The sequence below is a fragment of the Allobosea sp. GW821-FHT09G06 genome, assembly GCF_059416005.1.
The window spans coordinates 610,097-631,730 of the sequence record NZ_JBWKOI010000001.1 but is presented as its reverse complement, the minus strand read 5'-3'; the positions used below and the strand labels follow the sequence as shown (position 1 = coordinate 631,730).

The 21,634-nt window shown below is 67.4% G+C and carries 23 protein-coding genes; 11 read left to right on the top strand and 12 right to left on the bottom strand.

The features are described from left to right. Window positions 1–2: 2 nt before the first annotated feature. From AC07NY_RS03080 to AC07NY_RS03065, 4 genes are all read left to right on the top strand, one after another. Window positions 3–1,283 carry a TRAP transporter large permease gene (locus AC07NY_RS03080; protein ID WP_492285451.1) on the top strand — a complete coding sequence of 427 codons (1,281 nt, stop codon included), beginning with the start codon at window positions 3–5 and terminating at the stop codon, window positions 1,281–1,283. A gap of 10 nt (window positions 1,284–1,293) precedes the next feature. Further along, the gene (gene kduI, locus AC07NY_RS03075) at window positions 1,294–2,130 is read left to right on the top strand and encodes a 5-dehydro-4-deoxy-D-glucuronate isomerase (protein ID WP_494581725.1); all 837 of its coding nucleotides are present in this window, start codon (window positions 1,294–1,296) and stop codon (window positions 2,128–2,130) included. A gap of 258 nt (window positions 2,131–2,388) precedes the next feature. Continuing rightward, the gene (gene kduD / locus AC07NY_RS03070) at window positions 2,389–3,168 is read left to right on the top strand and encodes a 2-dehydro-3-deoxy-D-gluconate 5-dehydrogenase KduD (protein ID WP_494581723.1); all 780 of its coding nucleotides are present in this window, start codon (window positions 2,389–2,391) and stop codon (window positions 3,166–3,168) included. A gap of 12 nt (window positions 3,169–3,180) precedes the next feature. Beyond that, the gene (locus AC07NY_RS03065) at window positions 3,181–3,528 is read left to right on the top strand and encodes a cupin domain-containing protein (protein ID WP_494581721.1); all 348 of its coding nucleotides are present in this window, start codon (window positions 3,181–3,183) and stop codon (window positions 3,526–3,528) included. Between the two features lie 98 nt (window positions 3,529–3,626). Here AC07NY_RS03065 and nagA read toward each other — a convergent pair whose 3' ends face one another. Genes nagA through AC07NY_RS03050 form a run of 3 tightly spaced genes read right to left on the bottom strand, consistent with a single transcriptional unit; the run spans window position 3,627 to window position 6,435 of the window. Next, window positions 3,627–4,712 (bottom strand): N-acetylglucosamine-6-phosphate deacetylase, encoded by a 1,086-nt coding sequence (nagA, locus tag AC07NY_RS03060; RefSeq protein ID WP_494581719.1) that lies wholly within the window; start codon window positions 4,710–4,712, stop codon window positions 3,627–3,629. A 26-nt stretch (window positions 4,713–4,738) separates the two neighbouring features. Further along, window positions 4,739–5,512: a GntR family transcriptional regulator gene (locus AC07NY_RS03055; protein ID WP_336810659.1), complete on the bottom strand. Its 774-nt coding sequence runs from the start codon at window positions 5,510–5,512 to the stop codon at window positions 4,739–4,741. Beyond that, entirely contained in the window at window positions 5,509–6,435 is a 927-nt protein-coding gene (locus tag AC07NY_RS03050; protein WP_492285456.1) for an N-acetylmuramic acid 6-phosphate etherase, read from the bottom strand. The genes AC07NY_RS03055 and AC07NY_RS03050 overlap by 4 nt, the downstream gene beginning before the upstream one ends. Before the next feature lie 74 nt (window positions 6,436–6,509). Here AC07NY_RS03050 and AC07NY_RS03045 point away from each other — a divergent pair, with 74 nt between their 5' ends. Beyond that, entirely contained in the window at window positions 6,510–7,409 is a 900-nt protein-coding gene (locus AC07NY_RS03045) for a DMT family transporter (RefSeq protein ID WP_494581717.1), read from the top strand. Here AC07NY_RS03045 and AC07NY_RS03040 read toward each other — a convergent pair. After that, window positions 7,406–8,509 carry an anhydro-N-acetylmuramic acid kinase gene (locus AC07NY_RS03040; protein ID WP_494581715.1) on the bottom strand — a complete coding sequence of 368 codons (1,104 nt, stop codon included), beginning with the start codon at window positions 8,507–8,509 and terminating at the stop codon, window positions 7,406–7,408. The two genes, AC07NY_RS03045 and AC07NY_RS03040, sit on opposite strands and share 4 nt — an antisense overlap. 166 nt (window positions 8,510–8,675) lie before the next feature. On the opposite strand from AC07NY_RS03040, the gene AC07NY_RS03035 reads away from it, so the two are divergent. From AC07NY_RS03035 to AC07NY_RS03010, 6 genes are read left to right on the top strand one after another with little or no spacing between them, the layout of a single operon-like run. Beyond that, complete coding sequence (locus AC07NY_RS03035) at window positions 8,676–10,205, top strand: ABC transporter substrate-binding protein (protein ID WP_494581713.1); 1,530 nt, start codon at window positions 8,676–8,678, stop codon at window positions 10,203–10,205. Between the two features lie 18 nt (window positions 10,206–10,223). Next, on the top strand, window positions 10,224–11,174 hold the full coding sequence (locus tag AC07NY_RS03030) for an ABC transporter permease (protein ID WP_494581711.1): 951 nt from the start codon (window positions 10,224–10,226) through the stop codon (window positions 11,172–11,174). After that, entirely contained in the window at window positions 11,174–11,992 is an 819-nt protein-coding gene (locus AC07NY_RS03025; protein WP_494581709.1) for an ABC transporter permease, read from the top strand. The genes AC07NY_RS03030 and AC07NY_RS03025 overlap by 1 nt, the downstream gene beginning before the upstream one ends. Beyond that, window positions 11,989–12,438 (top strand): GNAT family N-acetyltransferase, encoded by a 450-nt coding sequence (locus AC07NY_RS03020; protein WP_494581707.1) that lies wholly within the window; start codon window positions 11,989–11,991, stop codon window positions 12,436–12,438. The genes AC07NY_RS03025 and AC07NY_RS03020 overlap by 4 nt, the downstream gene beginning before the upstream one ends. Further along, window positions 12,438–13,697: a UDP-N-acetylglucosamine 1-carboxyvinyltransferase gene (gene murA, locus AC07NY_RS03015; RefSeq protein WP_494581705.1), complete on the top strand. Its 1,260-nt coding sequence runs from the start codon at window positions 12,438–12,440 to the stop codon at window positions 13,695–13,697. The genes AC07NY_RS03020 and murA overlap by 1 nt, the downstream gene beginning before the upstream one ends. Continuing rightward, a complete protein-coding gene (locus AC07NY_RS03010; RefSeq protein WP_494581703.1) occupies window positions 13,694–14,566 on the top strand; it encodes a glucosamine kinase nucleotide-binding domain-containing protein in 873 nt (290 codons plus the stop codon). Before murA ends, AC07NY_RS03010 begins: the two co-directional genes overlap by 4 nt. Here AC07NY_RS03010 and AC07NY_RS03005 read toward each other — a convergent pair. The 8 genes from AC07NY_RS03005 to AC07NY_RS02970 all read right to left on the bottom strand — a co-directional run bounded on the left by AC07NY_RS03005 (window position 14,563) and on the right by AC07NY_RS02970 (window position 21,514). After that, a complete protein-coding gene (locus AC07NY_RS03005) occupies window positions 14,563–15,162 on the bottom strand; it encodes a histidine phosphatase family protein (protein WP_494581701.1) in 600 nt (199 codons plus the stop codon). The genes AC07NY_RS03010 and AC07NY_RS03005 overlap by 4 nt on opposite strands. A 7-nt stretch (window positions 15,163–15,169) precedes the next feature. Continuing rightward, the gene (locus AC07NY_RS03000) at window positions 15,170–16,108 is read right to left on the bottom strand and encodes a BadF/BadG/BcrA/BcrD ATPase family protein (RefSeq protein WP_494581699.1); all 939 of its coding nucleotides are present in this window, start codon (window positions 16,106–16,108) and stop codon (window positions 15,170–15,172) included. Further along, a complete protein-coding gene (locus AC07NY_RS02995) occupies window positions 16,095–16,778 on the bottom strand; it encodes an N-acetylmannosamine-6-phosphate 2-epimerase (RefSeq protein WP_492285467.1) in 684 nt (227 codons plus the stop codon). The genes AC07NY_RS03000 and AC07NY_RS02995 overlap by 14 nt, the downstream gene beginning before the upstream one ends. Beyond that, window positions 16,775–17,629: a carbohydrate ABC transporter permease gene (locus AC07NY_RS02990; protein WP_494581697.1), complete on the bottom strand. Its 855-nt coding sequence runs from the start codon at window positions 17,627–17,629 to the stop codon at window positions 16,775–16,777. Before AC07NY_RS02990 ends, AC07NY_RS02995 begins: the two co-directional genes overlap by 4 nt. After that, window positions 17,629–18,561 (bottom strand): carbohydrate ABC transporter permease, encoded by a 933-nt coding sequence (locus tag AC07NY_RS02985; protein ID WP_494581695.1) that lies wholly within the window; start codon window positions 18,559–18,561, stop codon window positions 17,629–17,631. The genes AC07NY_RS02990 and AC07NY_RS02985 overlap by 1 nt, the downstream gene beginning before the upstream one ends. A gap of 110 nt (window positions 18,562–18,671) precedes the next feature. Further along, window positions 18,672–19,949 carry an extracellular solute-binding protein gene (locus AC07NY_RS02980; protein WP_494581693.1) on the bottom strand — a complete coding sequence of 426 codons (1,278 nt, stop codon included), beginning with the start codon at window positions 19,947–19,949 and terminating at the stop codon, window positions 18,672–18,674. Window positions 19,950–19,978: 29 nt separating this feature from the next. Further along, window positions 19,979–20,926, bottom strand: a complete 948-nt coding sequence (locus AC07NY_RS02975) for a hypothetical protein (RefSeq protein ID WP_494581691.1) — start codon at window positions 20,924–20,926, stop codon at window positions 19,979–19,981. A gap of 141 nt (window positions 20,927–21,067) precedes the next feature. Beyond that, on the bottom strand, window positions 21,068–21,514 hold the full coding sequence (locus AC07NY_RS02970) for a DUF411 domain-containing protein (RefSeq protein ID WP_494581690.1): 447 nt from the start codon (window positions 21,512–21,514) through the stop codon (window positions 21,068–21,070). Between the last annotated feature and the right edge of the window lie 120 nt (window positions 21,515–21,634).

Here is a 21,634-nt window from a genome sequence, read left to right as displayed (position 1 = left end):
CGATGGAACTCTGGATTCTCTTCGGCGTCTTCTCCGTCCTGCTGCTGATCGGCGTGCCCGTCGCCTTCTGCCTCGGCATCGCCTCGGTCGCGACCGTCGCCTATATGGGCCTGCCGCCGGTCGTCGTCTTTCAGCAGATGAATTCCGGCATGAACGCCTTCGCCATGATGGCGATCCCGTTCTTCATCTATGCCGGCGACCTGATGATCCGCGGCGGCATCGCCGAGCGACTGATCCAGATGGCGGCGAGCCTCGTCGGCCATCTGCGCGGCGGCCTCGGCCAGGTCAATGTCGTGACCTGCACGCTCTTCGGCGGCATCTCGGGCTCGGCCGTGGCCGATGCCTCCGCCGTCGGCGGCCTGATGATCCCGCAGATGAAGAAGCGTGGCTATGACGCCGACTACGCCGTCAACGTCACCGCAAACGCGGCGATCATCGCACTCCTGATCCCGCCCTCGCACAACATGATCATCTATTCGCTCTCGGCGGGCGGCAATCTCTCGATCGCGGACCTGTTCACCGCCGGCATCGTGCCGGGCCTCATGCTCTGCGCTGCGCTGATGGTCGCCGCCTGGGCGGTGGCGGTGAAGCGCGGCTATCCCCGCGAGCCCTTCCCCGGCTTCGCGACCGTGGGGCGCTATGTCGTGCTGGCGCTGCCCGGCATCCTCTTGATCGGCATCATCTTCGGCGGCGTCCGCTCCGGCGTCTTCACCGCGACGGAATCCTCCTGCGTCGCCGTCGTCTATGCCATCCTCGTCACGATCTTCGTCTACCGCCAGCTCACCTGGACCGCCTTCGTCGAGGCGACCTTGGGCGCGGTACGCACCACGGCGATGGTGCTCTTGGTGATCGGCACGGCCGGCGCCTTCGGTTGGCTGATGGCCTTCCTGCAGGTGCCGCAGGCGACGATCGCCGCGATGAAGGCGGTCTCCGACAATCCGATCGTCATCCTGCTGATGATCAACCTGATCCTGCTGGTGCTCGGCACCTTCATGGACATGGCGCCGATGATCATCATCTGCACGCCGATCTTCCTGCCGGTGGTGAAGGCCTTCGGCGTCGATCCCGTGCATTTCGGCGTGATCCTGATCCTCAACGCCGGCATCGGCCTCAACACCCCGCCGGTCGGCTCGGTACAGTTCGTCGCCTGCGCCATCGGCCGCATCTCCATCGGCGAGTCCATGCGCACGATCTGGCCGTTCTACGGCGCCAGCGTCGCCGTGCTCCTGCTCGTCACCTATGTGCCCGGCCTGTCACTCTGGCTGCCGCGCCTGTTCCACTGAAGGACCAATCATGACCATCGAGATTCGTCAGGTTTCGCACCCCGAGGCCGTCAAGGGCTTCGACACGGCGGAGCTGCGGCGCCACTTCCTGATCGAGACGCTGTTCGCCGCGGGCGAGGTCAAGCTGACCTACAGCCATCTCGACCGCGTCATCGTCGGCGGCGCCATGCCGACGGCAAGTGCGATCGTGCTGCCGACGCCGAAGGCCGTCGGCACCGACGCCTTCCTGAAGCGTCGCGAGCTTGGCATCGTCAATGTCGGCGGCCCCGGCAAGGTCTCGGTCGGCGGCAAGGATTACACGCTCGCCAAGCGCGATGCGCTCTATGTCGGCAAGGAAGCGGGCGAGGTCTCCTTCGCCAGCGATGATGCGGGCAATCCCGCCAAGTTCTACCTGCTCTCGACGCCGGCCCATGCCGTGCATCCGACCAAGGTGATCCGCGAGTCAGATGCCAAGACGCTGGCGCTCGGCGAGCAGGCGACCGCCAACAAGCGCGTCATCCGCCAGTACATCATCCCCGGCGTTTGCGAGACCTGCCAGCTCGTGATGGGCGTGACCACGCTGGAGGAAGGCAGCATCTGGAACACCATGCCCTCGCATGTCCATGACCGGCGCTGCGAGATCTATCTCTATTTCGACGTCCCTGCCGATGCGCGCGTCTTCCACCTGATGGGCGAGCCGCAGGAGACCCGCCATCTCGTCGTCGCCAATGAGCAGGCGATCCTCTCGCCCGGCTGGTCGATCCATTCCGGCGTCGGGACGAAGGCCTATTCCTTCATCTGGGGCATGGGCGGCGACAATGTCGACTACACCGACATGGACATGGTCGCGACCGGGGACCTGCGCTGATGCTTAAGCGCTTGCACTCATGATGGGCATCGTTCTGACGCAGGGCTTTTTGATCGGCGGGCAGGAGCGTGGCCGCAGCAAGCCGCCCGGCTTGCAAGGCCGCGCGACACACCAGCCGATCAAAAGGCCCGCGCCCCAAAGGGGTCGGGCGAAAACGGCCGATAGCTGCGTCGGTCCCTTGCCCGATGCCAACAGGCATCGGGCGGCGGGCTCCTCCTTGCTCTCGGCCGTTTTGGCCCGATCAGAACGGTGTCCATCATGAGTGCAAGCCCTACAGCCTTCGATTTGAGCGGCCGGACCGCGATCGTCACCGGGGCCAATACGGGCCTCGGTCAGGCGATCGCGGTCGCGCTCGCTCAGGCCGGCGCCGGGATCGTCGCGGTTGGCCGCTCCAGCATGGCCGAGACGAAGGCACTGGTCGCGGCGATGGGCAAACCCTTCCATGAGATCACCGCCGATCTCGCGACGCTTGAGCCGATCGGGCGGATCGTGGAAGAGGCCGACGCCGCCGCGAAGGCCGACGGCTCGCGGCTCGACATCCTCGTCAACAATGCCGGCATCATCCGCCGTGCCGACGCCCTCGACTTCACCGAGGCCGACTGGGACGCGGTGATGGACGTGAACCTGAAATCGACCTTCTTCCTGACTCAAGGCGTGGCGAAGCGCATGCTCGCCGACGGCAAGGGCGGCAAGGTGATCAACATCGCCTCGCTGCTGTCCTTCCAGGGCGGCATCCGCATCCCTTCCTACACTGCCTCGAAGAGCGGGCTCGCCGGGCTGACACGGCTGCTCGCCTGCGAATGGGCGGGCAAAGGCATCAACGTCAACGCCATCGCGCCGGGCTATTTCGTGACGAACAATACCGAGGCCTTGCGCGCCGATCCCGAGCGCAACGCCGCGATCCTCGCCCGCATTCCCGCTGGCCATTGGGGCAAGCCGCAGGAACTCGGCGGAGCCGCCGTGTTCCTCGCCTCGGATGCCGCCGCCTATATCCATGGCGTCGTGCTGCCGGTCGATGGCGGCTGGCTCGCGCGCTGAGAAAGAACCGACATGGACCGCAAGAACGAGCCCTTCGCCCATGATGCCGACCTCGCCTGGGAGCCGGCCGGGGACGGCGTGACGCGCAAGATCCTGACCTATCGCGACGAGGTCATGATGGTGCGCGTGCGCTTCGAGGCCGGCGCGATCGGCCCGGCACACAGCCACCCGCATATCCAGTGCTCGCTGGTCGAGAGCGGCGTCTTCGACATCACCATCGCCGGCCACACCGAGCGCCTCGTCGCGGGCGACAGCTTCACCGTGCCGCCCGATGCGGTCCACGGCGCCGTCAATATCGAGGCCGGCGTGCTCGTCGACGTCTTCACACCGATGCGCCGGGATTTCGTAGCCTCCGCCTAGAGCAATTCCGCCATTCTCCGAACGACGGAATTGCTCTAGGCCTTTGTTTTATCGCATTTTCTTCACGCGAACCGGTGTCCACTTCGCTCGAAAATGCTCTAGTTCGCCGTCCGCAAGACGGAGAAGGCCGCCTTCCGGCCCGGCGCGATTCGGCCATGGCTGCCGGAGAGGCCGAGATAGGCGGCCGGCACCGTGCTCGCCATCGCCAGAGCCTCGGCGAGGGTCGCGCCGCCAAGGCGATGCGCATTCAGGATCGCCGTGTTCATGTCGAGATGGGCTCCCGCGAGCCGGCCCTCGACATTGACCAGGCGTCCGCCACTGACGCGGATCGTCTCGCCGAACAGCTCGAAAGCGTCGCGCGGCGAACCGATCGTCGCCATCGCGTCGGTGACCAGCATCATCCGCTCCGGCCCGATCGCACGGAACGCCGCCTGGAACGAGGGCCAGGCCACGTGATGGCCATCGGCGATGATGCCGGCGGAAAGCCCGTCATCCGACATCGCAGAGCCGACCACGCCCGGCTCGCGCGAGCCGAGCTGCGACATGGCGTTGAACAGATGCGTCACGCCGGAGAGCCCCTCGGCCCGGGCCCGCGCCATCTCCGCCGCGGTGGCATTGCTGTGGCCGGCGCAGACCTTGACGCCACTATCGACCAGGGCCCGGATGAAGCCGCTCGGCACGCATTCGGGCGCGAGCGTCACCAGCGTCACGCCGCTGGGCCCAAGCGATGCGAGCAGGTCGATATCGGACGGCTCCGGCCGCAGCATATTGGCGAGCGGGTGGGCGCCGTTGCGCTGGGGATTGATGAAGGGCCCCTCGATATGGATGCCGAGTGCACCGGGCACGCGCTGCGCGATCGCCTCGCGGGCCGCTGCGATCGCGCGGGCGATGTCGGCGCGGCTGGCGCTGATCAGTGTCGGCAGCAGGAAGCGGGTGCCGAAGCGGGCATGCGCGGCGCAGATCGTGGCGATGCCCTCGGCCGACAGGCTGTCGTTCAGCATCACGCCGCCGCCGCCATTGACCTGGATGTCGATGAAGCCCGGCGCCAGGACGGCGTCCTCGGGCAGGTCTTCCACCGCGCAACCGGCCGCGGCATCACCGGCAAGGATCGCGCTGACGATGCCGTCCTCGGCGATGACGATCCGGTCCGTTTGAATCGTTGTCCCGTCGAACAGGCGCCGCACGCGCCAGGCTTGTCGCCCCGGGAACGTCACGATTGCGGCCCCATCGCTTCGCCCTTCAACGTGGCAACGAAGTCGTAGCGGTCGCCGCGATAGGCGGAGACCGTGAACTCGACCGGCTTGCCATTGCCGAGGAAGGCACGCCGCTCGATCCGCAACAGGGCGCTGCCGGCGGGCACGCCGAGATGTTTCGCTTCTTCCGCCGTGGCGAGACCGGCATGGATACGCTGCACGCCATGGGCCGGCGCGGCGCCGCGCTCCGCCAGGGCGGCATAGAGCGAGGTTCCGATCAGGTCCGGCGACGGCAGGATCGTCGCCGGCACGACCGCACATTCAATCGCAAGCGGCTCGCCATCAGCCGTCCTGACGCGGGTCAGGCGCACGACGCCGTCGGCAGGGCCTAAGCCCAGCGCCATCGATTCCTGCGGCTTCGGCCGCGTCAGCTCCTTCGACAGCCAGATCGAGCCCGGCCGCCCGCCACGGTTCTCGATATCGGTCGAGAAGCTCGCCAGCACCGAGAGCGGCTGCTCGATGCGCGAGGCGACGAAGGTGCCCGAGCCATGCCGGCGCGAAAGCGTACCGCTGCGAATGAGTTCGTCGATGGCGTTGCGCACGGTGACGCGGGCATAGCCGGTGAGCTGGGCGAGGTCGCGCTCGGACGGAACCGCATCGCCCGGCTGGAAGACATCACTCTCGATCAGGCGCGCCAGCGCACCGGCGAGCCTGAGATAACGCGGCGTCGGGTCGTCGCCCGCCAGCGCCTGCAGGATCGCCTGCTGCTTGGCGGGCATCGCCTCGCTCACGGCACCGCCCTGGGTCTGGCCGGCGCCTCGGCCGCCAGCCCGGAGCCGAGATCAACGAGGGCGAGGCGCAGATTGCCGCGATGGCGGGTGAGCAGGGTTTCGGCCAGCGCAGCATCGGCACCGCTGGCCAGCAAGGCCGCCCGTTTCACGTCGCCGCGGGCACGGTCGAGATGCCGGGCTGCCGCCTCGATGCCGCAACCGGTGATCATGTCGACCATCTCGGCGGCACGGTGCCGGAGCTTGGCGTTGGTGGCCCGCATATGGACCATCAATCCGCGATAGACGCGGCCCAGCCGGATCATCAGCAGGGTCGAGAACAGGTTGAGCACGATCTTCTGCGCGGTGCCCGCCTTCATCCGCGTCGAGCCGGCGACGACCTCCTCGCCGGTCTCGATGAGGATGCCGAGATCGGCTGTGCGCAGCAGGGCCGAGCCGCGATTATTGGCGACGCCGAGCGTCAGCGCGCCACGCGCCTTGGCCTCGCCGATCGCCGCGAGCGTATAGGGTGTGCGGCCGCTGGCGGCGAGGCCGATGACGACGTCGTTCGCGCCGACTTTGGCCCGGCGCATCGCCTCGGTGCCGTCATCGACCGAATCCTCGGCGTTCTCGACCGCATGCAGGATCGCCTCGTCCCCGCCCGCGATGGCGAAGCCGAGCCGTTCCTCGGGCCAGTCGAAGGTCGGGGTCAGTTCCGCGCCGTCCTGCACGCCGATGCGCCCGGAGGTGCCGGCACCGGCATAGATCAGGCGCCCACCGGCCTCGAGCCGCGGCACGGCAGCCGTGACGGCCTCGGCGATCGCAGGCAGGGAGGTCGCGATCGCCGCGACCGCCGCGAGCTGCCCCTCGTAGAGCGCCTTCAGGATATCGAGATCGCCCCAGGCGTCGAGTTCCTGAAAGCGCGCGCTGACATCTTCGGTCGCCATGAACAGCCTCTTGTGACCAGACCAAATTAAGTCCACTTTAGCCCAGTAGCAAGCCGGAAGCGGACAGGGAAGCCATGTCGCAACCAGAACCGCCGATTTCCCTTCCCGCCCGTGCCGCACGCCTGACCGCCAATGTCTCGCCCTTCCTGCTCGGCCTCGCCGGAATCGCCCTGCTGACGGCGATGGACGGCGTCGTGAAGGCGCTTTCGCCGCGCTACAGCGCCTTGCATCTCACATTCCTGCGCTTCGCCGTGACAGCCGCGATGGGCGCCCTGCTCTTCCTCGCCCTGCGCGCCCCGCTGCCGGATCGTGGCGTCGTCACCGGCAATCTGCTGCGCGGGGTACTGGTCGCGCTATCGACGCTCGGCTTCTTCTACGGGCTTGCCGTACTGCCGCTGGCGGAGGTCTTCATCATCTCCTTCATCGCGCCACTACTGGTCGCGCTGATCGCAATCCCGCTGCTCGGCGAGCGGCCGAGGCCACTGGTCTATGTCGCACTCGCGCTCGGCTTCATCGGCGTCCTGGTGACGGCCGGCGGCTTCAGCCTCGCGACGATCGCGCCGGAGCGGATGCTCGGGATCGCGGCGGTCCTCGGCTGCGCCGTGGCCTATGCGCTCTCCATCGTGCTGCTGCGCCAGCGGGCCAAGCGCGGCGACCCGCCCCTGACGATCGCGCTGTTCCAGTCGGCGATCCCGGCCGCCATCCTCGCACTGCCGGCGGCCTTGTTCTGGACGCCGATCGCGACCGCCGACTGGCCGGCCCTCATCCTGATCGGCGCGCTCGGCCTTGCCGGCCATGTCGCGTTGGCGCTGGCTTTCGCGCGCGGCGAGGCGAGCCGCCTGGTCGCGGTCGAATATACCGGACTGATCTGGGCGATCCTGATCGGCCTCGTCTTCTTCGCGGAAATGCCGACGCCGCAGGCCCTGCTTGGCGCCGCGCTGATCATCGGCGCCTGCTGGCTGCTGCGGCGCTAGGCCGGAAGATTGAGCCGCCCGCCGGTCAGCGGCTGCGGCACGCCGGTCGTGCTGGGCAGGCTGAGGGCCAAGCCCTTCACCGAGCGGATCGCGAGATAGCCGAAGGTCTGTGCCTCGATGACGTCGCCGGCCCAGCCGGCCGCCTCGACGGGCTCGACGGGCACGCCGAGACGCGCCTGCAGGCGGCGCATGAAATGACCGTTCAGGCGCCCGCCGCCGGTGACGAGCCAGCGCCGCGGCGCCTTCGGCACATGCCGGAGCGCATCGACGACGCTCTCGACCGTGAAGGCTGCGAGCGTCGCAGCGCCGTCGGCATCGGAGAGCGTCTCGACCACCTGGGCACGGCGGTGGAAATCGTTGCGGTCCAGCGATTTGGGCGCCGGCCGGTCGAAATAGGGATTGACCATGAATTCCGCGACGAGGTCTTCGCGCACCGTCCCGCTCGCCGCCAGCACGCCGTCGGCGTCATAGGTCTTGCCGAGGCGGCGCAGGACGAAATCATCGAGAATGGCGCTCGCCGGGCCGGTATCGAAGGCGATTACCTCCTCGCCGTCGATATAGGTGACGTTGCCGACCCCGCCTAGGTTGAGCAACATCACCGGCTGCTCCAGCCCCTGGGCCAGCGCCCGGTGATAGAGCGGCGCGAAGGGCGCCCCTTCTCCACCAGCCTCGACATCGGCATGGCGGAAGCGGTCGACCGTCGGGATGCCGAGCGCGCGCCCCACCGCCGGCCCGTCCATCAGCTGGCGCGTGAAGCGGATTTCGGGGCGGTGATAGACGGTCTGCCCATGCAGGCCGACGAGATCGACGCTCTCTGGCTTGATCCCCTGCTCCGTCATGAATTGCCTGATCGCATCGAGATGAGCCGCTGTCACGGCGGCCTCCAGCTCCTGCAGAGGTTCCGTCACCGCGCGCTCGGCCTCGGCGATCAGCGCCTGCAGCTCACGGCGGGTTTCAGGCGGATAGGGATAGGAAGCGCCTGCTCCGAAGCTGAGCTGCTCGCGGCCGTCGCTCTCGACGATCGAGACATCGATGCCATCCATCGAGGTTCCGCTGATCACGCCGATCGCCGTCAGCACCGACTTGTCGAGGTCACGCATCGCCGCTTCGCTCCCCTGCAACCTCGCGCGAAGCTGCCGCGAGGCTTGCACCGGCTCTAGGCGATCGGCTAAGCCTTGTCCAGATTGGTCCATAAGTGGTCCATATGCGATAAGAACCTGCGCGAGCGCCGGCCAAGGCGCCGCCTCATCATCTGGAGGGGTGATCATGCAACATGTCGTGAAGCCGGGCTTCGGGCTGCGCCGCGCCTTGCGCTGCAGCGTCGCGGCGGCAGCCTTCGCCCTGCTCGCCGGCACCGCTTCGGCGCAGGTGCTCGAAGTCGCCGTCGAGGCCTCGCCCGCCGGGCTCGACCCGCATATCGTCACGGCCTTCGCCTCGTCGCAACTGGTGCTTGGCCCGATCTACGAGGGCCTGACCGCGCTCGACAAGGACCTTAACATCATCCCGGGCCTCGCCCAGTCCTGGACCGCCTCGGCCGACGGCAAGACGGTGACCTTCAAGCTGCGTCCCGGCGTCACCTTCCATGACAGCAAGCCGATGGAGGCGGAGGACGTCGCCTCGTCGCTGCGCCGCGTGTTGTCGAAGGATGTCGGCTCGCCGCTCGCCAGTCGCCTCTCCGCGATGGAAAGCGCGACCGCCGTCGATGCGACGACGCTGGAGCTGAAGCTCAAGGAGCCCTCCGCGCCGCTGCTCGCCTCGCTCACCGGCATCGCCATCGTGCCGCGCGGGCTTGAGGGCAACAAGGACGCGCTGCAGCGCGCGCCCATGGGCACCGGCCCGTTCAAGTTCGAGGAATGGCAGCCCAACGGCTTCATCCGCCTTGCCAAGCATGCAGGCTACTGGAACGCCGCCGAGGTCAAGCTTACTGGGGTGAAGTTCAACTTCGTGCCGGAGGCCGCGACGCGCCAGGTCGGCATCGGCAACGGCCAGTTCGCGCTGCTGCCGCATATCGATGCCGCGACCGCGCTTCAGCTGAAGGGCAAGCCGAATATCGCGATGCGCGAGACGACCGAGCTCGCCTACACGCTGATCGGCATGAACACGTCGAAGCCGCCCTTCGACAATGCGAAGGTGCGCGAAGCCCTGAATTATGCGCTGAACCGCAAGGAGATCATCGACGCCGCGCTGTTCGGCAGCGGCACGCCGGCCGCGCCGCTCCCGGCCGTCCTCAAGGACTGGGCGGTCGATGTGAAGGACCTGCCATGCTACGCCTACGACCCGGCCAAGGCGCAGGCGCTGCTCAAGGAAGCCGGTGTCGCGACGCCGGTTGCGGTCAGCATGACGGTGCTGCCGCGGCAGGACATCCGCGATATCGCGCAGGTGGTGCAGCAGCAGCTCGGCAAGGCCGGTTTCAAGGTGGAGCTCAAGAACCCCGAGCTCGGCCAGTTCGTGCAGGACTGGCGCAACTCGAATTTCGACCTCTTCGCCTCGACCAATGCCGGCAGCATCGAGCCGGACGATTATTTCTATCGCGCCTTCCGCACCGGCGGCTCGACCAACGTCTTCAAGTACAGCAACCCCGAGCTCGACGCCCTACTCGACAAGGGCCGCGCGACGCTGGGCAAGCCGGCGCGCCAGGCCGCCTATCGCGACGCGCAGAAGATCCTGGGCTGCACCGGACCTGCGGCGCATATCGCCTATCCCACGTTGTTCAGCGCGGTGCGCAGCAACCTGCAGGGCTACGACATCTACGCCAACCGCTCGCTGGTCTCGCTCGGCCGCGCCAGCCTGCGCTGATTGGGATAAGATCGAGGCATGCTCCGTCACCTGCTGCAGCGCGGCCTCGACCTCCTGATCGTGCTGTTCGGGATTTCCGTGATCGTCTTTCTGATGATCCGGCTGATCCCAGGCGATGCGGTGGCGATCATGCTCGGCGCCAATACCGAGGTGACGCCCGAGCGCATCGCCGCGATGCGCGGCGAACTCGGGCTCGACCGGCCCTTGCTGGAGCAATACTGGGTCTGGCTCAGCCATGCCCTGCGCGGCGATTTCGGCACCTCGATCTGGACCGGGCGCCCGGTGATGCAGGAGATCGCAGCGCAGATCTGGCCGACCCTCCAGCTCACCCTGTTCGCGCTGGTGCTCGGCGCAGGCCTTGCGATCCCGGTCGGCTGCCTGATGGCGCATTGGCGCGGCGGACGAGCCGATCTGGTGCTGCGCGTCGGCGCTATCGCCGGGCTCACCATCCCCTCCTTCTGGCTCGGCATCGTCATGCTGATGACGGTCGCGACGCTGGCGCCGAGCTTCGCCTCGCTCGGCTATGTCTCGTTCAGCGAAGACCCGCTCGGCAATCTCCAGCGCCTGCTGCTGCCGGCGATCGCGTTGGCGTTGCCGATCCTGGCGAACCTCTCGCGGCTGGTGCGCACCGCGATGCTCGATGCGCTCGGCCAGGACTATATCCGCACCGCCCGCGCCAAGGGGCTAGGCGAACGGGCGGTGCTCTACCGACACGCGCTACGCAACGCGCTGATCCCCTTCGTGACCAGCGTCGGCATCATGACCGGCTATCTGCTCGGCGGCGCGATCGTGGTCGAGCAGGTCTTCTCGATCCCCGGCCTCGGCCGGCTGATCCTCGGCGCCATCGCCGAGCGTAACTATCCGCTCGTCCAGGCCACGATCCTCGTCGTCACCGTCGGCTTCGTGCTGGTCAACGCCCTCGTCGATTTCGCCTATGCGCTGATCGACCCAAGGCTCAGGACCGCGTGATGAGCCAGAGCCGCCGCATCGCCGTCGTCGCCGGCATCTTCGTCGCCCTCCAGATCGTGCTCGCGCTCGCTGCGCCCCTGGTCGCGCCCTATGACCCGCTGGCGCAGGACATCGTCGCACGGATGCGAGGGCCGAGCCTCGTGCATTGGCTCGGCACCGACCATCTCGGCCGCGATATCCTCTCCCGCATCCTCTACGGCTATCGCACGGCGCTGATCGCCTGCGGCATCGCTGTCGGGCTCGCGCTCATGATCGGCGGCAGCCTCGGCCTGCTCGCCGCCTTCTATCGCGGCTGGTGGGATCGCATCATCATGCGGGCGATGGATATCCTCTTCGCCTTCCCGGTGATGCTGCTGGCGATCGGCATCATCGCCATGCTCGGCCCGCGCACCGAAAGCGCCGCGATCGCCATCGCCGTGGTCTATGTGCCGATCTTCGCGCGCCTGATCCGGGGGCCGGCCATGGTGCTGGTCGAGAGCGATTTCGTCGCCGGCATCCGCTCGATCGGCGCGACCGATCTCCGAATCATGCTGCGCCATATCCTGCCCAATCTCGCCTCGGTCATCCTGGTGCAGAGCTCGCTCCTGCTCTCGGCCGCGATCCTGGTCGAGGCTTCGCTCTCCTTCCTCGGGCTCGGCACCCAGCCGCCGACGCCCTCGCTCGGCCTGATGCTGGCGGAGGGCCGCAATTTCGTGCTGCTCTCGCCCTGGAACGCGATCTTCGCCGGGCTCGGCATCCTCCTGCTCTCGCTCGGCTTCAACCTGCTCGGCGACGCCCTGCGCGACGAGCTCGATCCACGGTTGAGAGGCCAGTCGTGATCATCCGCAGGGCGGTCGCGGCCGATATCGTGCCGGCCGCCGCGCTGATGGCACAGGCCTATGCCACGCATTTCCAGCCAATCATGGGCGATGCCGCACTCGGTTTCGACCAGGCGCATTTCGAGGCGCGCTTCGCCCGGGAGTTGGCGGACCTGACCGTCCTCGATGCGGACGGGATACGCGGCGTGCTGCTGGTCAAGGACGGGCATATCGCGATGCTCTTTGCTGCGGAGACGGGGCACGGCCATGGCGCCACACTGCTCGCCCATGCCGAAGCCCATGGCGCCCGGTCGCTCGAAGTCTTCGCCAACAACGAAGGCGCGCGGCGCTTCTACGAGCGCGCCGGCTGGCAGATCACCCGCGACTACGAGCGCGAGTTCGCCGGCGCGCGGCATAGTTTCCTGCGCTATGAGAAGCCGGTGATCCCGGCACGGAGACAGGGCTGATGGACAAACTCCTGATCCGCGGTGGCCAGAGGCTGTCCGGCACGGTCGAGATCCGCGGTGCCAAGAACGCGGCCCTGCCGGCCTTCGCCGCCTCGCTGCTGTCGGACAAGCCATTGACGCTGCGCAACCTGCCCGACGTGGTCGACGTCAAAACGATGCAGACCCTGCTCGAAGGCTACGGCGTCGCCTTTTCGGGGCGAGCCGCCGATGCGCTGACGCTCGATGCGGCGCAAGCGGGGCCGCGCGAGACGAGCTACGACACCGTCCGCAAGATGCGCGCGACCATCCTGGTGCTGGGGCCGCTGGTGGCACGCTTCGGCGAGGCGCGCGTTTCGCTGCCGGGGGGTTGCGCCATCGGAGCGCGACCGGTCGACCTGCATATCAAGGCGCTCGAAGCGCTCGGCGCCGAGATCGACGTGGCCGGCGGCTACATCGGGGCCAGAGCGCCGCGAGGCCTGACCGGTGCACGCATCGTCTTCCCCTTCTCCTCGGTCGGCGCGACCGAGACCGCGCTGCTGGCGGCAAGCCTCGCCAGGGGCGCGACCGAGATCGTCAACGCCGCCAAGGAACCGGAGGTTCTCGACCTCGCGCGCTGCCTCACCGCCATGGGCGTGAAGATCGAGGGCATCGGCAGCCACCGCCTGCTGGTTCAGGGCGCCCAAAGCCTGTCGCCCGCGACCCATGAGATCGTCGCCGACCGGATCGAGGCCGGCACCTATGCGGTCGCCGCGGCGATCACCGGCGGCGAGCTCGAACTGGTCGGCGCACGGCTCGAGCATCTCGCGGCGGTCGGCGAGGCCTTGGAGGCAGCGGGCGTCAGGCTCTGGCCAAGCGATCGTGGCCTGATGGTGACGCGGCCCGGCCGGCTCACCGGCATCGACATCATGACCCAGGCCTATCCCGGCTTCTCGACCGATCTGCAGGCGCAGTTCATGGCGCTGATGAGCGTAGCGGACGGCACCTCGCTGATCCGCGAGACGGTGTTCGAGAACCGCTTCATGCATGTGCCGGAATTGGTCCGGCTCGGCGCCGACATCGCGCTGAAGGGCACCAGCGCGACCGTGCGCGGCGTCGCCAGCCTGAAGGCGGCGCCGGTGATGGCGACCGATCTGCGCGCCTCGGTCAGCCTCGTGCTGGCGGGCCTCGTCGCCGAGGGCGAGACCGTGGTCAGCCGCATCTACCATCTCGACCGCGGCTATGAGGCGCTCGACCGCAAGCTCAAGCGCTGCGGCGCCGATATCGAGCGGGTCCCGGCATGAGCGCGCCAGCCGATCTCTATCTCGGCGTCGATGGCGGCGGCACCGGCTGCCGCTGCCGCCTCGAAACGACTTCAGGCGAAGTTCTAGGCTCAGGCATTGCCGGGCCGGCCTCGCTCCGACTCGGGCTCGACACCTCGCTCGCCGCCGTGATGCAGGCCGCGCGTGGCGCGATCGCTGAGGCCGGCCTCACCGAGGCTGATTTCGCACGGGTCCATGCCGGCATCTGCCTCGCCGGCATCGGGCGCAAGGGCATGCAGGAGGCGCTCGCAGCCTGGAAGACGCCCTTCGCGGAAACCGTCTTCGAGAGCGACGGCCTGGCCGCCTGCCTCGGCGCGCATGCCGGCGAAGATGGCGGCATCGTCATCATCGGCACCGGCTCGATCGGACTGGCCCGGGTGAACGGCGAGGAACTTCGCATCGGCGGCTACGGCTTTCCGATCGGTGACGAGGGCAGCGGCGCCGATCTCGGCCTCGCGGCCATCCGCGTCTCGCTGCGCGCCCATGACGGGCGCGAGCCCGCGACGCGCTTCACTGGGGATGTGCTGGCGCGCTTCGAGGCCGATCCCTTCGAGGTGATCGCCTGGATGGACAAGGCCCATGCCACCGACTACGCGACGCTGGCGCCGCTGGTGCTGCGTCATGCCGATCTCGGCGATTCCCATGCCCGCATGATCATGCAGAACGCCGCCGCGATGATCGACGCGATGGTGCGCACGCTGTTCGAGCGTAATGTGCCGCGAGTCGCGCTGATCGGCGGCCTGTCCTCGGCGATGGAAGCCTGGCTCGCGCCGGATGTCCGGCGCCGGCTGTCGCATGTGAAGAGCGACGCGATCGCCGGTGCACTCTCGCTGGTCCGGCCGAAGACCTAGGACACAGCGCCGGCGCTTTCGGGGACGATGTCGCGCCAGCCGTGATACAGCGCCCGGCTCGTCATATCGAAGGCGAAGTAGCAACCGCCGCCAGCGATGGGCTGGCCGTGCCGGCGCGAGATCGGCTCGCCGCGGAGATCGCTGAGCAACAATGTGCCGACGCCGCCATGGGCGAAAATCACGAGATCGCCCACACCACGACGCGCTGCAATGCAGGCAGCGACACCGGCCTTGATCCGCGCTTGCGCGGCCCGCGCGGTTTCCCAGCCGAGGATGCTGGTATCCGGCTCTCCAAAGAACTGGTCGACGATCTCCCAGAAGCGCGGCGGCGCGACATAGCCGGTGGCGGAGCGATCGTTTTCGCGCAGGTCTTCGCGTGTGGTGAACGGCAGGCCGCAAGCGCGCTGCAGGGCCTCGGCGCAGTCCATCGCCTTGCGCTCGTCACTGGTGAAGACATCGGTCACACCAGCCAGTTCCGGTCGCTGACAGAAGGCCTCGATGCGCGTCCAGCCGATGGTGGACAGCCCCCAGTCCGGCACCGGGACCTGCGGATCGACCACGACTTCCGGATGGGTGACGAAATAGACGGTCGCCATGCTATTCCTAGAACTGCTTCTCATTAGCGTGAGCAAGCTCGCAAGCCAGACTGGCTGCACAGCCGAGCACATCGACTTGCGTTTCGCCCCATGCGACCGGCGACGCGACGAGGGTTTGGAAGCGTGTCGCGATCAGGGGCGACAATGTTGCGGCGCGGCCGCAGAGGGCTACTGGCTTGGTACCAACGCGCGCTCGCAGCGCGTTAGCGAGCCGTGCCAGCTCCTCGCCGGCTTGCGAAAATATCGCTTCGGCCGCCGCATCTCCCGCCTCCGCTGCCGCAGCGACAGCTCGCGCCAGCAGGCCAAGGCTGCCGCGATCGCCGCCATAGACATAAGTCCGCACGGCATCCCAGGAGGCTCCGCCCAGCGCCTGCGCGAGCGCTTGACCGAGCGCGCTGCCCCAACCGGAACCGGGAGCTTCGTCCTCGCGGCGCAGCAAACGGCGCAGGGCCTCGGCCGCAATCCAGGCGGCGGAGCCACCATCGTCGATCAGCACGCCGCGCCCGCCGGCGCGGATGATCCCGCCCTCAGCGCTGAGGTGGTAGCCGATCGAGCCCGTGCCGGAATAGACGATGATACCCTCGCCGGGCTGGAAGCGGGCGCGGTAGCCCAGCCACATGTCGTCGACCACGAGGATCTTGTCCTCGGGGCAGCCGAAAGCCGTCGTCAGGATACCGGAAAAGACCGCCCTGACGGCGCTTTCCGGTCCGAGGCCGGTGACACCCGCGACGATGGCCGCAGGCCTACCCATGCCAGGAAGTCCGGCAGCCAGTCGCGCGAAGATGCCGGAGACCCTGTCGTGCTCCGCCTGCGTGAAGACATGGCCGGTCATCGGCTCCATCTCACCACGCGCAACGATCGTGCCCGAGGCATCGGCCAGACACCAGCGCGAGCCAGTTCCGCCCGTCTCTATCCCGAGGCCGAGCCCTGCGTCAGGCGCCGGCATGGCGGGCAAAGCGGCGGGTGATCTCGCGGGGATTGGTGATCGCCGTGCCGACGACGACGGCATGCGCACCGGCCTTGAAGGCGGTCTCCAGTTGCTCCGGCTGCTCGAAGCGTCCTTCGGCGACGATCGGCACGGAAACCGTCTTGGCCAGCGCCTCGATCAGGGCGATGTCGGGGCCGAGCGCCTTCCGGGCTTCCGTCTCGGGCGTGTAGCCAGAGAGCGTCGTCGCGATGTAGCTCGCACCCAACGCAGCCGCTCGCACGCCATCCTCCAGTGTCGCGCAATCGGCGAAGACCGGCTTGCCCAGCTCGTCGCGGATGCGAGCGATCAGCCGGTCCAGCGGCTCGCCGTCACGCGCCCTCGCAGTGGCGTCGAGGGCGACGATATCAGCCCCCGCCTCTGCGATCGCCGAGGCACTGACGAAATCCGGCGTGATGTAGACCGGGAACCGATCATCCCAACGCTTGAGGATGCCGATGATCGGCAGGCGGCTGACGGCGCGGATCGCGGCGATATCGGCCGGGCCGTTGGCGCGCAAGGCGAGCGCGCCGCCCTGTTCGGCCGCCTGCGCCATCGCCGCCATGAAGGCTGGCCCATGGAGCGGGTTGTCAGCCCGCGCCTGGCAGGAGACCGCAAGGCTGCGGCGGGGGATCAGCGGCTCAGTCGTCACTTCACCGTTCCGGCGGTCATGCCACGGATGAACTGGCGCGACATCAGGATGTAGACGATCGTCAGCGGCAGCGCGGCGATGGTGAGCCCGGCGAAGAGCATGCCCCAGTCGGTGGTGTATTCGCCCATGAAGACCGAGAGGCCCTGCGGCAGGGTCTTGCGGGCGTCGGTCTGGATGAAGACCAGCGGGAAGAAGAAGTCGTTCCAGGTCGGCACCGCGTTCTGGATCGCGGCGATCACCATCGGCGGGATCGACAGGGGCAGCATGATCGAGAGCATGATGCGCGGCTCGGAGGCGCCGTCGATGCGCGCGGCCTCCTCCAGCTCGACCGGCAAGGTGCGCAGGAAGCCGGTCATGATGAAGATCGTCGAGGGCAGGCCCATCGCCGTGTAAATCAGGATCAGGCCGAGCCGGGTGTCGAGCAATCCGAAATCGCGCATCTGCAGGAAGAGCGGGATCACCGCAAGCTTCAGCGGCAGCATCAGCCCGGCGAGGAAGAACATGAAGATCGCCGAATTGCCGGGGAAGCTGTAGCGCGCCAGACCATAGGCCCCCATCGTGCCGAAGAGCAGCGTCAGCAGGATCGACGTCCCGGTGATGATGACCGAGTTGACGAAATAGCTGGGAAGGCTGGTCTCGCCCCAGATCCGCATGAAATTGTCGATATAGGCGAAATCGGGGACGGTGAAGGGCGCGTCGAAGATCTCCGGCGTCGTCTTGAAGGCCGAGAAGACCATGATGACGATCGGATAGAGCATCAGCACGGAATTGCCGATGAGCAGCGCGGCGGCGATCAGGCTCCCAGTGCTGCTGCGCGGGAAGAGCGGGTCGTTGCTGGCGGCACGGAACATCACAGCGCGACCTCCCGCCGGCGCAGGTACTGGGTGATGATCGTCGCGACCACGGCGATGAACATGAACATCAGCACGGCCAGCGCATTGCCATGCCCGAAATCCTGCAGGCCAGCGGTCTGGTTGCCGAAGGCGGTGCGGTAGAAATACAGGCCGAGAACGTCGGTCGAGCCATAGGGCGAGCCGTCGAGCCCCGCCATGATGTAGGGCAGTTCGAACCAGTTGAAGGCGCCGATGAAGAGCAGCGTCAGCGTGATCGTGGTCGAGGGCGTGACCAGCGGCCAGACCACGCGGGTCAGCATCTGCCAGCCATTGCAGCCGTCGAGCTTGGCGGCCTCCAGGATCTCGCGCGGAATGCGCTGCATGCCAGCGAGATAGACCAGCGCCGGAAAGCCGATCCAGTGCCAGGCATTGGCCAGCACCAGCGCCGGCAGCGCCGTCGTCTCTTGCCCGAGCCAGGGCTGGCGCAGGTTGCCGAGCCCGATCATCTCGAGCAGCTGGTTCACCAGCCCGAAATTCGGATCGAGGAACAGCTTCCACAGGAAGCCGACCAGCACGGTCGACAGGATCACCGGCATGAAGATCGCGATGCGGTGGAAGCGGAAGCCGAAGGGCTCGCGATAGATGAACCAGGCGAGCAGGAAGCCGACGCTGTTCTGCACCACGAACAGCGCGAAGAAGACAAAGAGGTTGTGGCGGAAGGCGCGCCAGGTCAGCGCCGCGAAATGATCGCCGAACAGCACGTCGGCGAAGTTCTTCAAGCCAATGAATTCGCCCTGCGCCATGCCATCCCAGCGATAGAAGGCGGCGCTCAGGGCCGAGAGCAGCGGCCAGACCACGAAGGTCAGCATGATCGCGAGCGGCGGCAGGATCAGGAAGGCGATCCAGGCCGCGCGCCTGCGCTTCTCGCGATTTCGGTAATCCGTCTGCATCGGCTCTGGCCCTCGGGATGCGCCGGGGAGGCGAGTGGCGGCTGCACGAAGCCAGCGCTCACGGCCGCAGACCGGCCGTGAGCGTCGGGCGAACGCCGCCGCTGTCGCGCTTACTTCTTGAAGGGCGCGTAGTAGGTCGCGATGCCCTTGGTGATCTCGGCGCCGATTTCGGCCGGCGTCGCCTTGCCGGCGAGCATCTTCTGCACGCCCGACTGCAGCAGCACCGAGCCGGTCGGCTCCTGATAGCGGAAATTGACCAGCATGATGTAGGACATCGCGCTCTGGTTCAGCGCCGCGACCTCCTTGAGCAGCGGGTTCTCGAAGGCCACGCCCTTGATCGGCGAGATGTTCTGCAGATCGTTCGAGAAGGCCGTGCCGAACTCGGACGTGCCGAGGAAGCGCAGGAACTTCAGCGCCGCGTCCTTGTTCTTCGACGCCGCGTTGATGGCGAAGCCGCCGTCATAATAGAGCGCAACCAGTCTGGGATCGCCGGCCTTGGCAACCGGCGACGGGAACAGGCCGAGCTTCAGCTTGGGGTTCTGGCGCAGGAAATTGGCGATCTCGAAGGAGCCGCCGGCGAACATCGCCGCACGGCCGGCCGCGAAGAGCTGCTGCGACGCCGCATAGTCGACGCCCGAGAAGTTCGGCGCGAAATAGTCCTTGATCTCGTTGAGCTTGGTCAGGGCGCCGACGAAACGGGCATCGGTGAAGTCGGCCTTGCCGGCGAGCACGTCCTGCTCGAACTGCGCACCGATCTGCGAGGAGAGCAGCGCACCGACGATGGTCTCGTTCTGCCAGGCCGTCGCCGTGCCGTTGCCGAAGGGATTGATGCCCTTCTCCTTCAGCGTCTTGGAGACGCTGACGAGCTCGTCCCAGGTGTTCGGCGGCGTCACCCCGGCCTTCTCGAACAGCTCCTTGTTGTAGATGATCAGCATCGTCTGCGAGGCCAGCGGCACGGCATAGAGCTTGCCGTCGGCGCGCATCGTCTCGGCCGCGATGGCGGAATCCGGGAAGTTCGCGAATTCCGGGATCATCGTCTTGTCGAGCGGCACGAGATAGTCGGGCTTGCCGACGCCGAGCGTGCCATAGGCGCGCACCTGGACGATGTCCGGCCCCGTGCCGCCGGCAAGCGCGGTCGAGAGCACGGTGTTGTAATTCGCCGCCTCGAAGGCTTCGAACTTCACGTTGATGTCGGGGTGCTGCTTGCGGAAGGCGGCGATGAACTTGGCATAGGCCGCCTTGTCCTCCTGGCGCCAGCTCCACAGGGTGAGGTCCTGCGTCTGTGCCTGTACCGGCGCAGAGAAGGCGGTCGCGGCGGCGAACAGCGTGAGCGCCAGCTTTCCAAGCGTCCGCCTGACGATGGATTTGGTCTGTGTCCCGGCCTGCATTGTCATTCTCCCTCGTTGTCCTGATCGTCTTATGACGACTTTTCGATATCGGTGTCGTTCAGGTTCGGTCTCACGACCAGCGCGGTGGCATCGTCATGGATCTTGACGCGCCTGTAGCGCTCCGCACGCACATCGGCGCTTTCGAGCCCGCGCAGTTCGGCGATGACGCCGGCAGCGCCCGCGCGCTCAACCGCGTCCATCAGCCCGGCTTCGTCGTGATGCGCGATGACATCGACGAGGCGCATGAAGCCGTCGGACGCAAGCAGCACGGTCGCGTCCGGCGAGACCTCGGCCGAGAACAGACGCAGGCCCGCCGTCCAGCTCAGCCCGGGATTGGCAGCCCAATAGCCGCCCGGCCGGTTGAGTGAACGCCGGTTGCGCAGGACCTGCGCCAGAGCAGAGGCGGAGATGACCTCACCGGGGCAGTGCCCGTCCGCGGTCGCTGCCGCGATGGTCAGGGCCTCGAAGGGGCCGGAAGAGGGATCGGTCCAGCGCTCGAGCCGGTCGCCATCGCGGATCAGGATCGAGACATCCCCGATCACCGCGCCTTCGATGCGGCAGCGATCGCCCTCGCGCCGCAGCCGGACCAGGCCGAATACGGCTGAAGGCCCCTCGCCGGCCTCGCGCTCCGGATGCCCCTGCCCGAGAGCCGCATAATCCTGTCCCAACTGCTGTTCGAGCTGCGCAGCCCAGACGGGAAAGGACGCATTATCAGGCGGGTTGGCCCGCAGCGCCGCGTCGATCCGGCGGACGAACCAGGCTCCCTCGGATTCCCCGGCAGTCCGGGCCGCGCCATTGAAGAACGCCGAACCGTCGACGATCCAGGCGCAGGACCCGGCTACGCCGGCAATGTCCTCGTTATGCGCGGCGCTGCCCTGCTCACTGGCCTGCGAGAGCACACGCCAGCCGGGGCCGGCCTCATGGGCAACCGGCGCGCGGCGATCGACCGATAATGAAGCGCATCCCTCGCCCTGCACCGTTCCGGATGCTCCTGATCTGCCAAGCCTGACGCGAGCCGCGCCCTTGACCTAGACCAATATAGAACCAGTTCAGCCGGCACAAGTCGGAATCTGGCGGAGCGGCGACAGGATGGCGATGATACGGGACCCTACAGCGGTTCAGCTCCGTTCAAGCCCGCGGTAACGCGCGAAGACGTTCTGCCGCCCCGCAGAGAAGATCGTCACCTCATAAGTATCCGGCGCCTGCCCACGGATCTCCATGCCGGGCGAGCCGACGGGCATGCCGGCAACCGCGAGCCCGATCGCCTTGGGGCGCTCGGCCAGCAGGCGCTTGATAGCTTCGGCCGGCACATGACCCTCGACGACATAGCCGCCGACCTCAGCGGTGTGGCAGGAGGCGAGCGCATCGGGCACGCCGAGCTTCGTCTTGAGCGGCGCGACATCGTCGATCTCGATCACCTCGACGGGGAAGCCCGCAGCCTTCACATGCGTGACCCAGGCTCCACAGCAACCGCAATTCGGGTCGCGCATGACGGTCATCTTCGGCAAGGCCTCGGCAGCGGTCGCCGGGCGCCACAGCATCAAGCCGGCGGCGATCTGGGTCATGCCGAGCATCAAGGCGCGGCGCGTTGACGAAAATCCGTGCGTCACGAGGTTTCCCTTTATCCTCACACTCATGTCTGCTCCGCCCGCAACCGGGCGGTGCGAGCCGATCACACAGGACCG

Bases quoted from the DNA above. Each gene is read 5' to 3' on its own strand.
- AC07NY_RS03080 (WP_492285451.1), top strand. From the start codon at position 3: ATGGAACTCTGGATTCTCTTCGGCGTCTTCTCCGTCCTGCTGCTGATC.
- kduI (WP_494581725.1), top strand. From the start codon at position 1,294: ATGACCATCGAGATTCGTCAGGTTTCGCACCCCGAGGCCGTCAAGGGC.
- kduD (WP_494581723.1), top strand. From the start codon at position 2,389: ATGAGTGCAAGCCCTACAGCCTTCGATTTGAGCGGCCGGACCGCGATC.
- AC07NY_RS03065 (WP_494581721.1), top strand. From the start codon at position 3,181: ATGGACCGCAAGAACGAGCCCTTCGCCCATGATGCCGACCTCGCCTGG.
- AC07NY_RS03050 (WP_492285456.1), bottom strand. From the start codon at position 6,435: ATGGCGACCGAAGATGTCAGCGCGCGCTTTCAGGAACTCGACGCCTGG.
- AC07NY_RS03045 (WP_494581717.1), top strand. From the start codon at position 6,510: ATGTCGCAACCAGAACCGCCGATTTCCCTTCCCGCCCGTGCCGCACGC.
- AC07NY_RS03040 (WP_494581715.1), bottom strand. From the start codon at position 8,509: ATGCGTGACCTCGACAAGTCGGTGCTGACGGCGATCGGCGTGATCAGC.
- AC07NY_RS03035 (WP_494581713.1), top strand. From the start codon at position 8,676: ATGCAACATGTCGTGAAGCCGGGCTTCGGGCTGCGCCGCGCCTTGCGC.
- AC07NY_RS03030 (WP_494581711.1), top strand. From the start codon at position 10,224: ATGCTCCGTCACCTGCTGCAGCGCGGCCTCGACCTCCTGATCGTGCTG.
- AC07NY_RS03025 (WP_494581709.1), top strand. From the start codon at position 11,174: ATGAGCCAGAGCCGCCGCATCGCCGTCGTCGCCGGCATCTTCGTCGCC.
- murA (WP_494581705.1), top strand. From the start codon at position 12,438: ATGGACAAACTCCTGATCCGCGGTGGCCAGAGGCTGTCCGGCACGGTC.
- AC07NY_RS03010 (WP_494581703.1), top strand. From the start codon at position 13,694: ATGAGCGCGCCAGCCGATCTCTATCTCGGCGTCGATGGCGGCGGCACC.
- AC07NY_RS03005 (WP_494581701.1), bottom strand. From the start codon at position 15,162: ATGGCGACCGTCTATTTCGTCACCCATCCGGAAGTCGTGGTCGATCCG.
- AC07NY_RS03000 (WP_494581699.1), bottom strand. From the start codon at position 16,108: ATGCCGGCGCCTGACGCAGGGCTCGGCCTCGGGATAGAGACGGGCGGA.
- AC07NY_RS02990 (WP_494581697.1), bottom strand. From the start codon at position 17,629: ATGTTCCGTGCCGCCAGCAACGACCCGCTCTTCCCGCGCAGCAGCACT.
- AC07NY_RS02985 (WP_494581695.1), bottom strand. From the start codon at position 18,561: ATGCAGACGGATTACCGAAATCGCGAGAAGCGCAGGCGCGCGGCCTGG.
- AC07NY_RS02980 (WP_494581693.1), bottom strand. From the start codon at position 19,949: ATGCAGGCCGGGACACAGACCAAATCCATCGTCAGGCGGACGCTTGGA.
- AC07NY_RS02970 (WP_494581690.1), bottom strand. From the start codon at position 21,514: ATGACCCAGATCGCCGCCGGCTTGATGCTGTGGCGCCCGGCGACCGCT.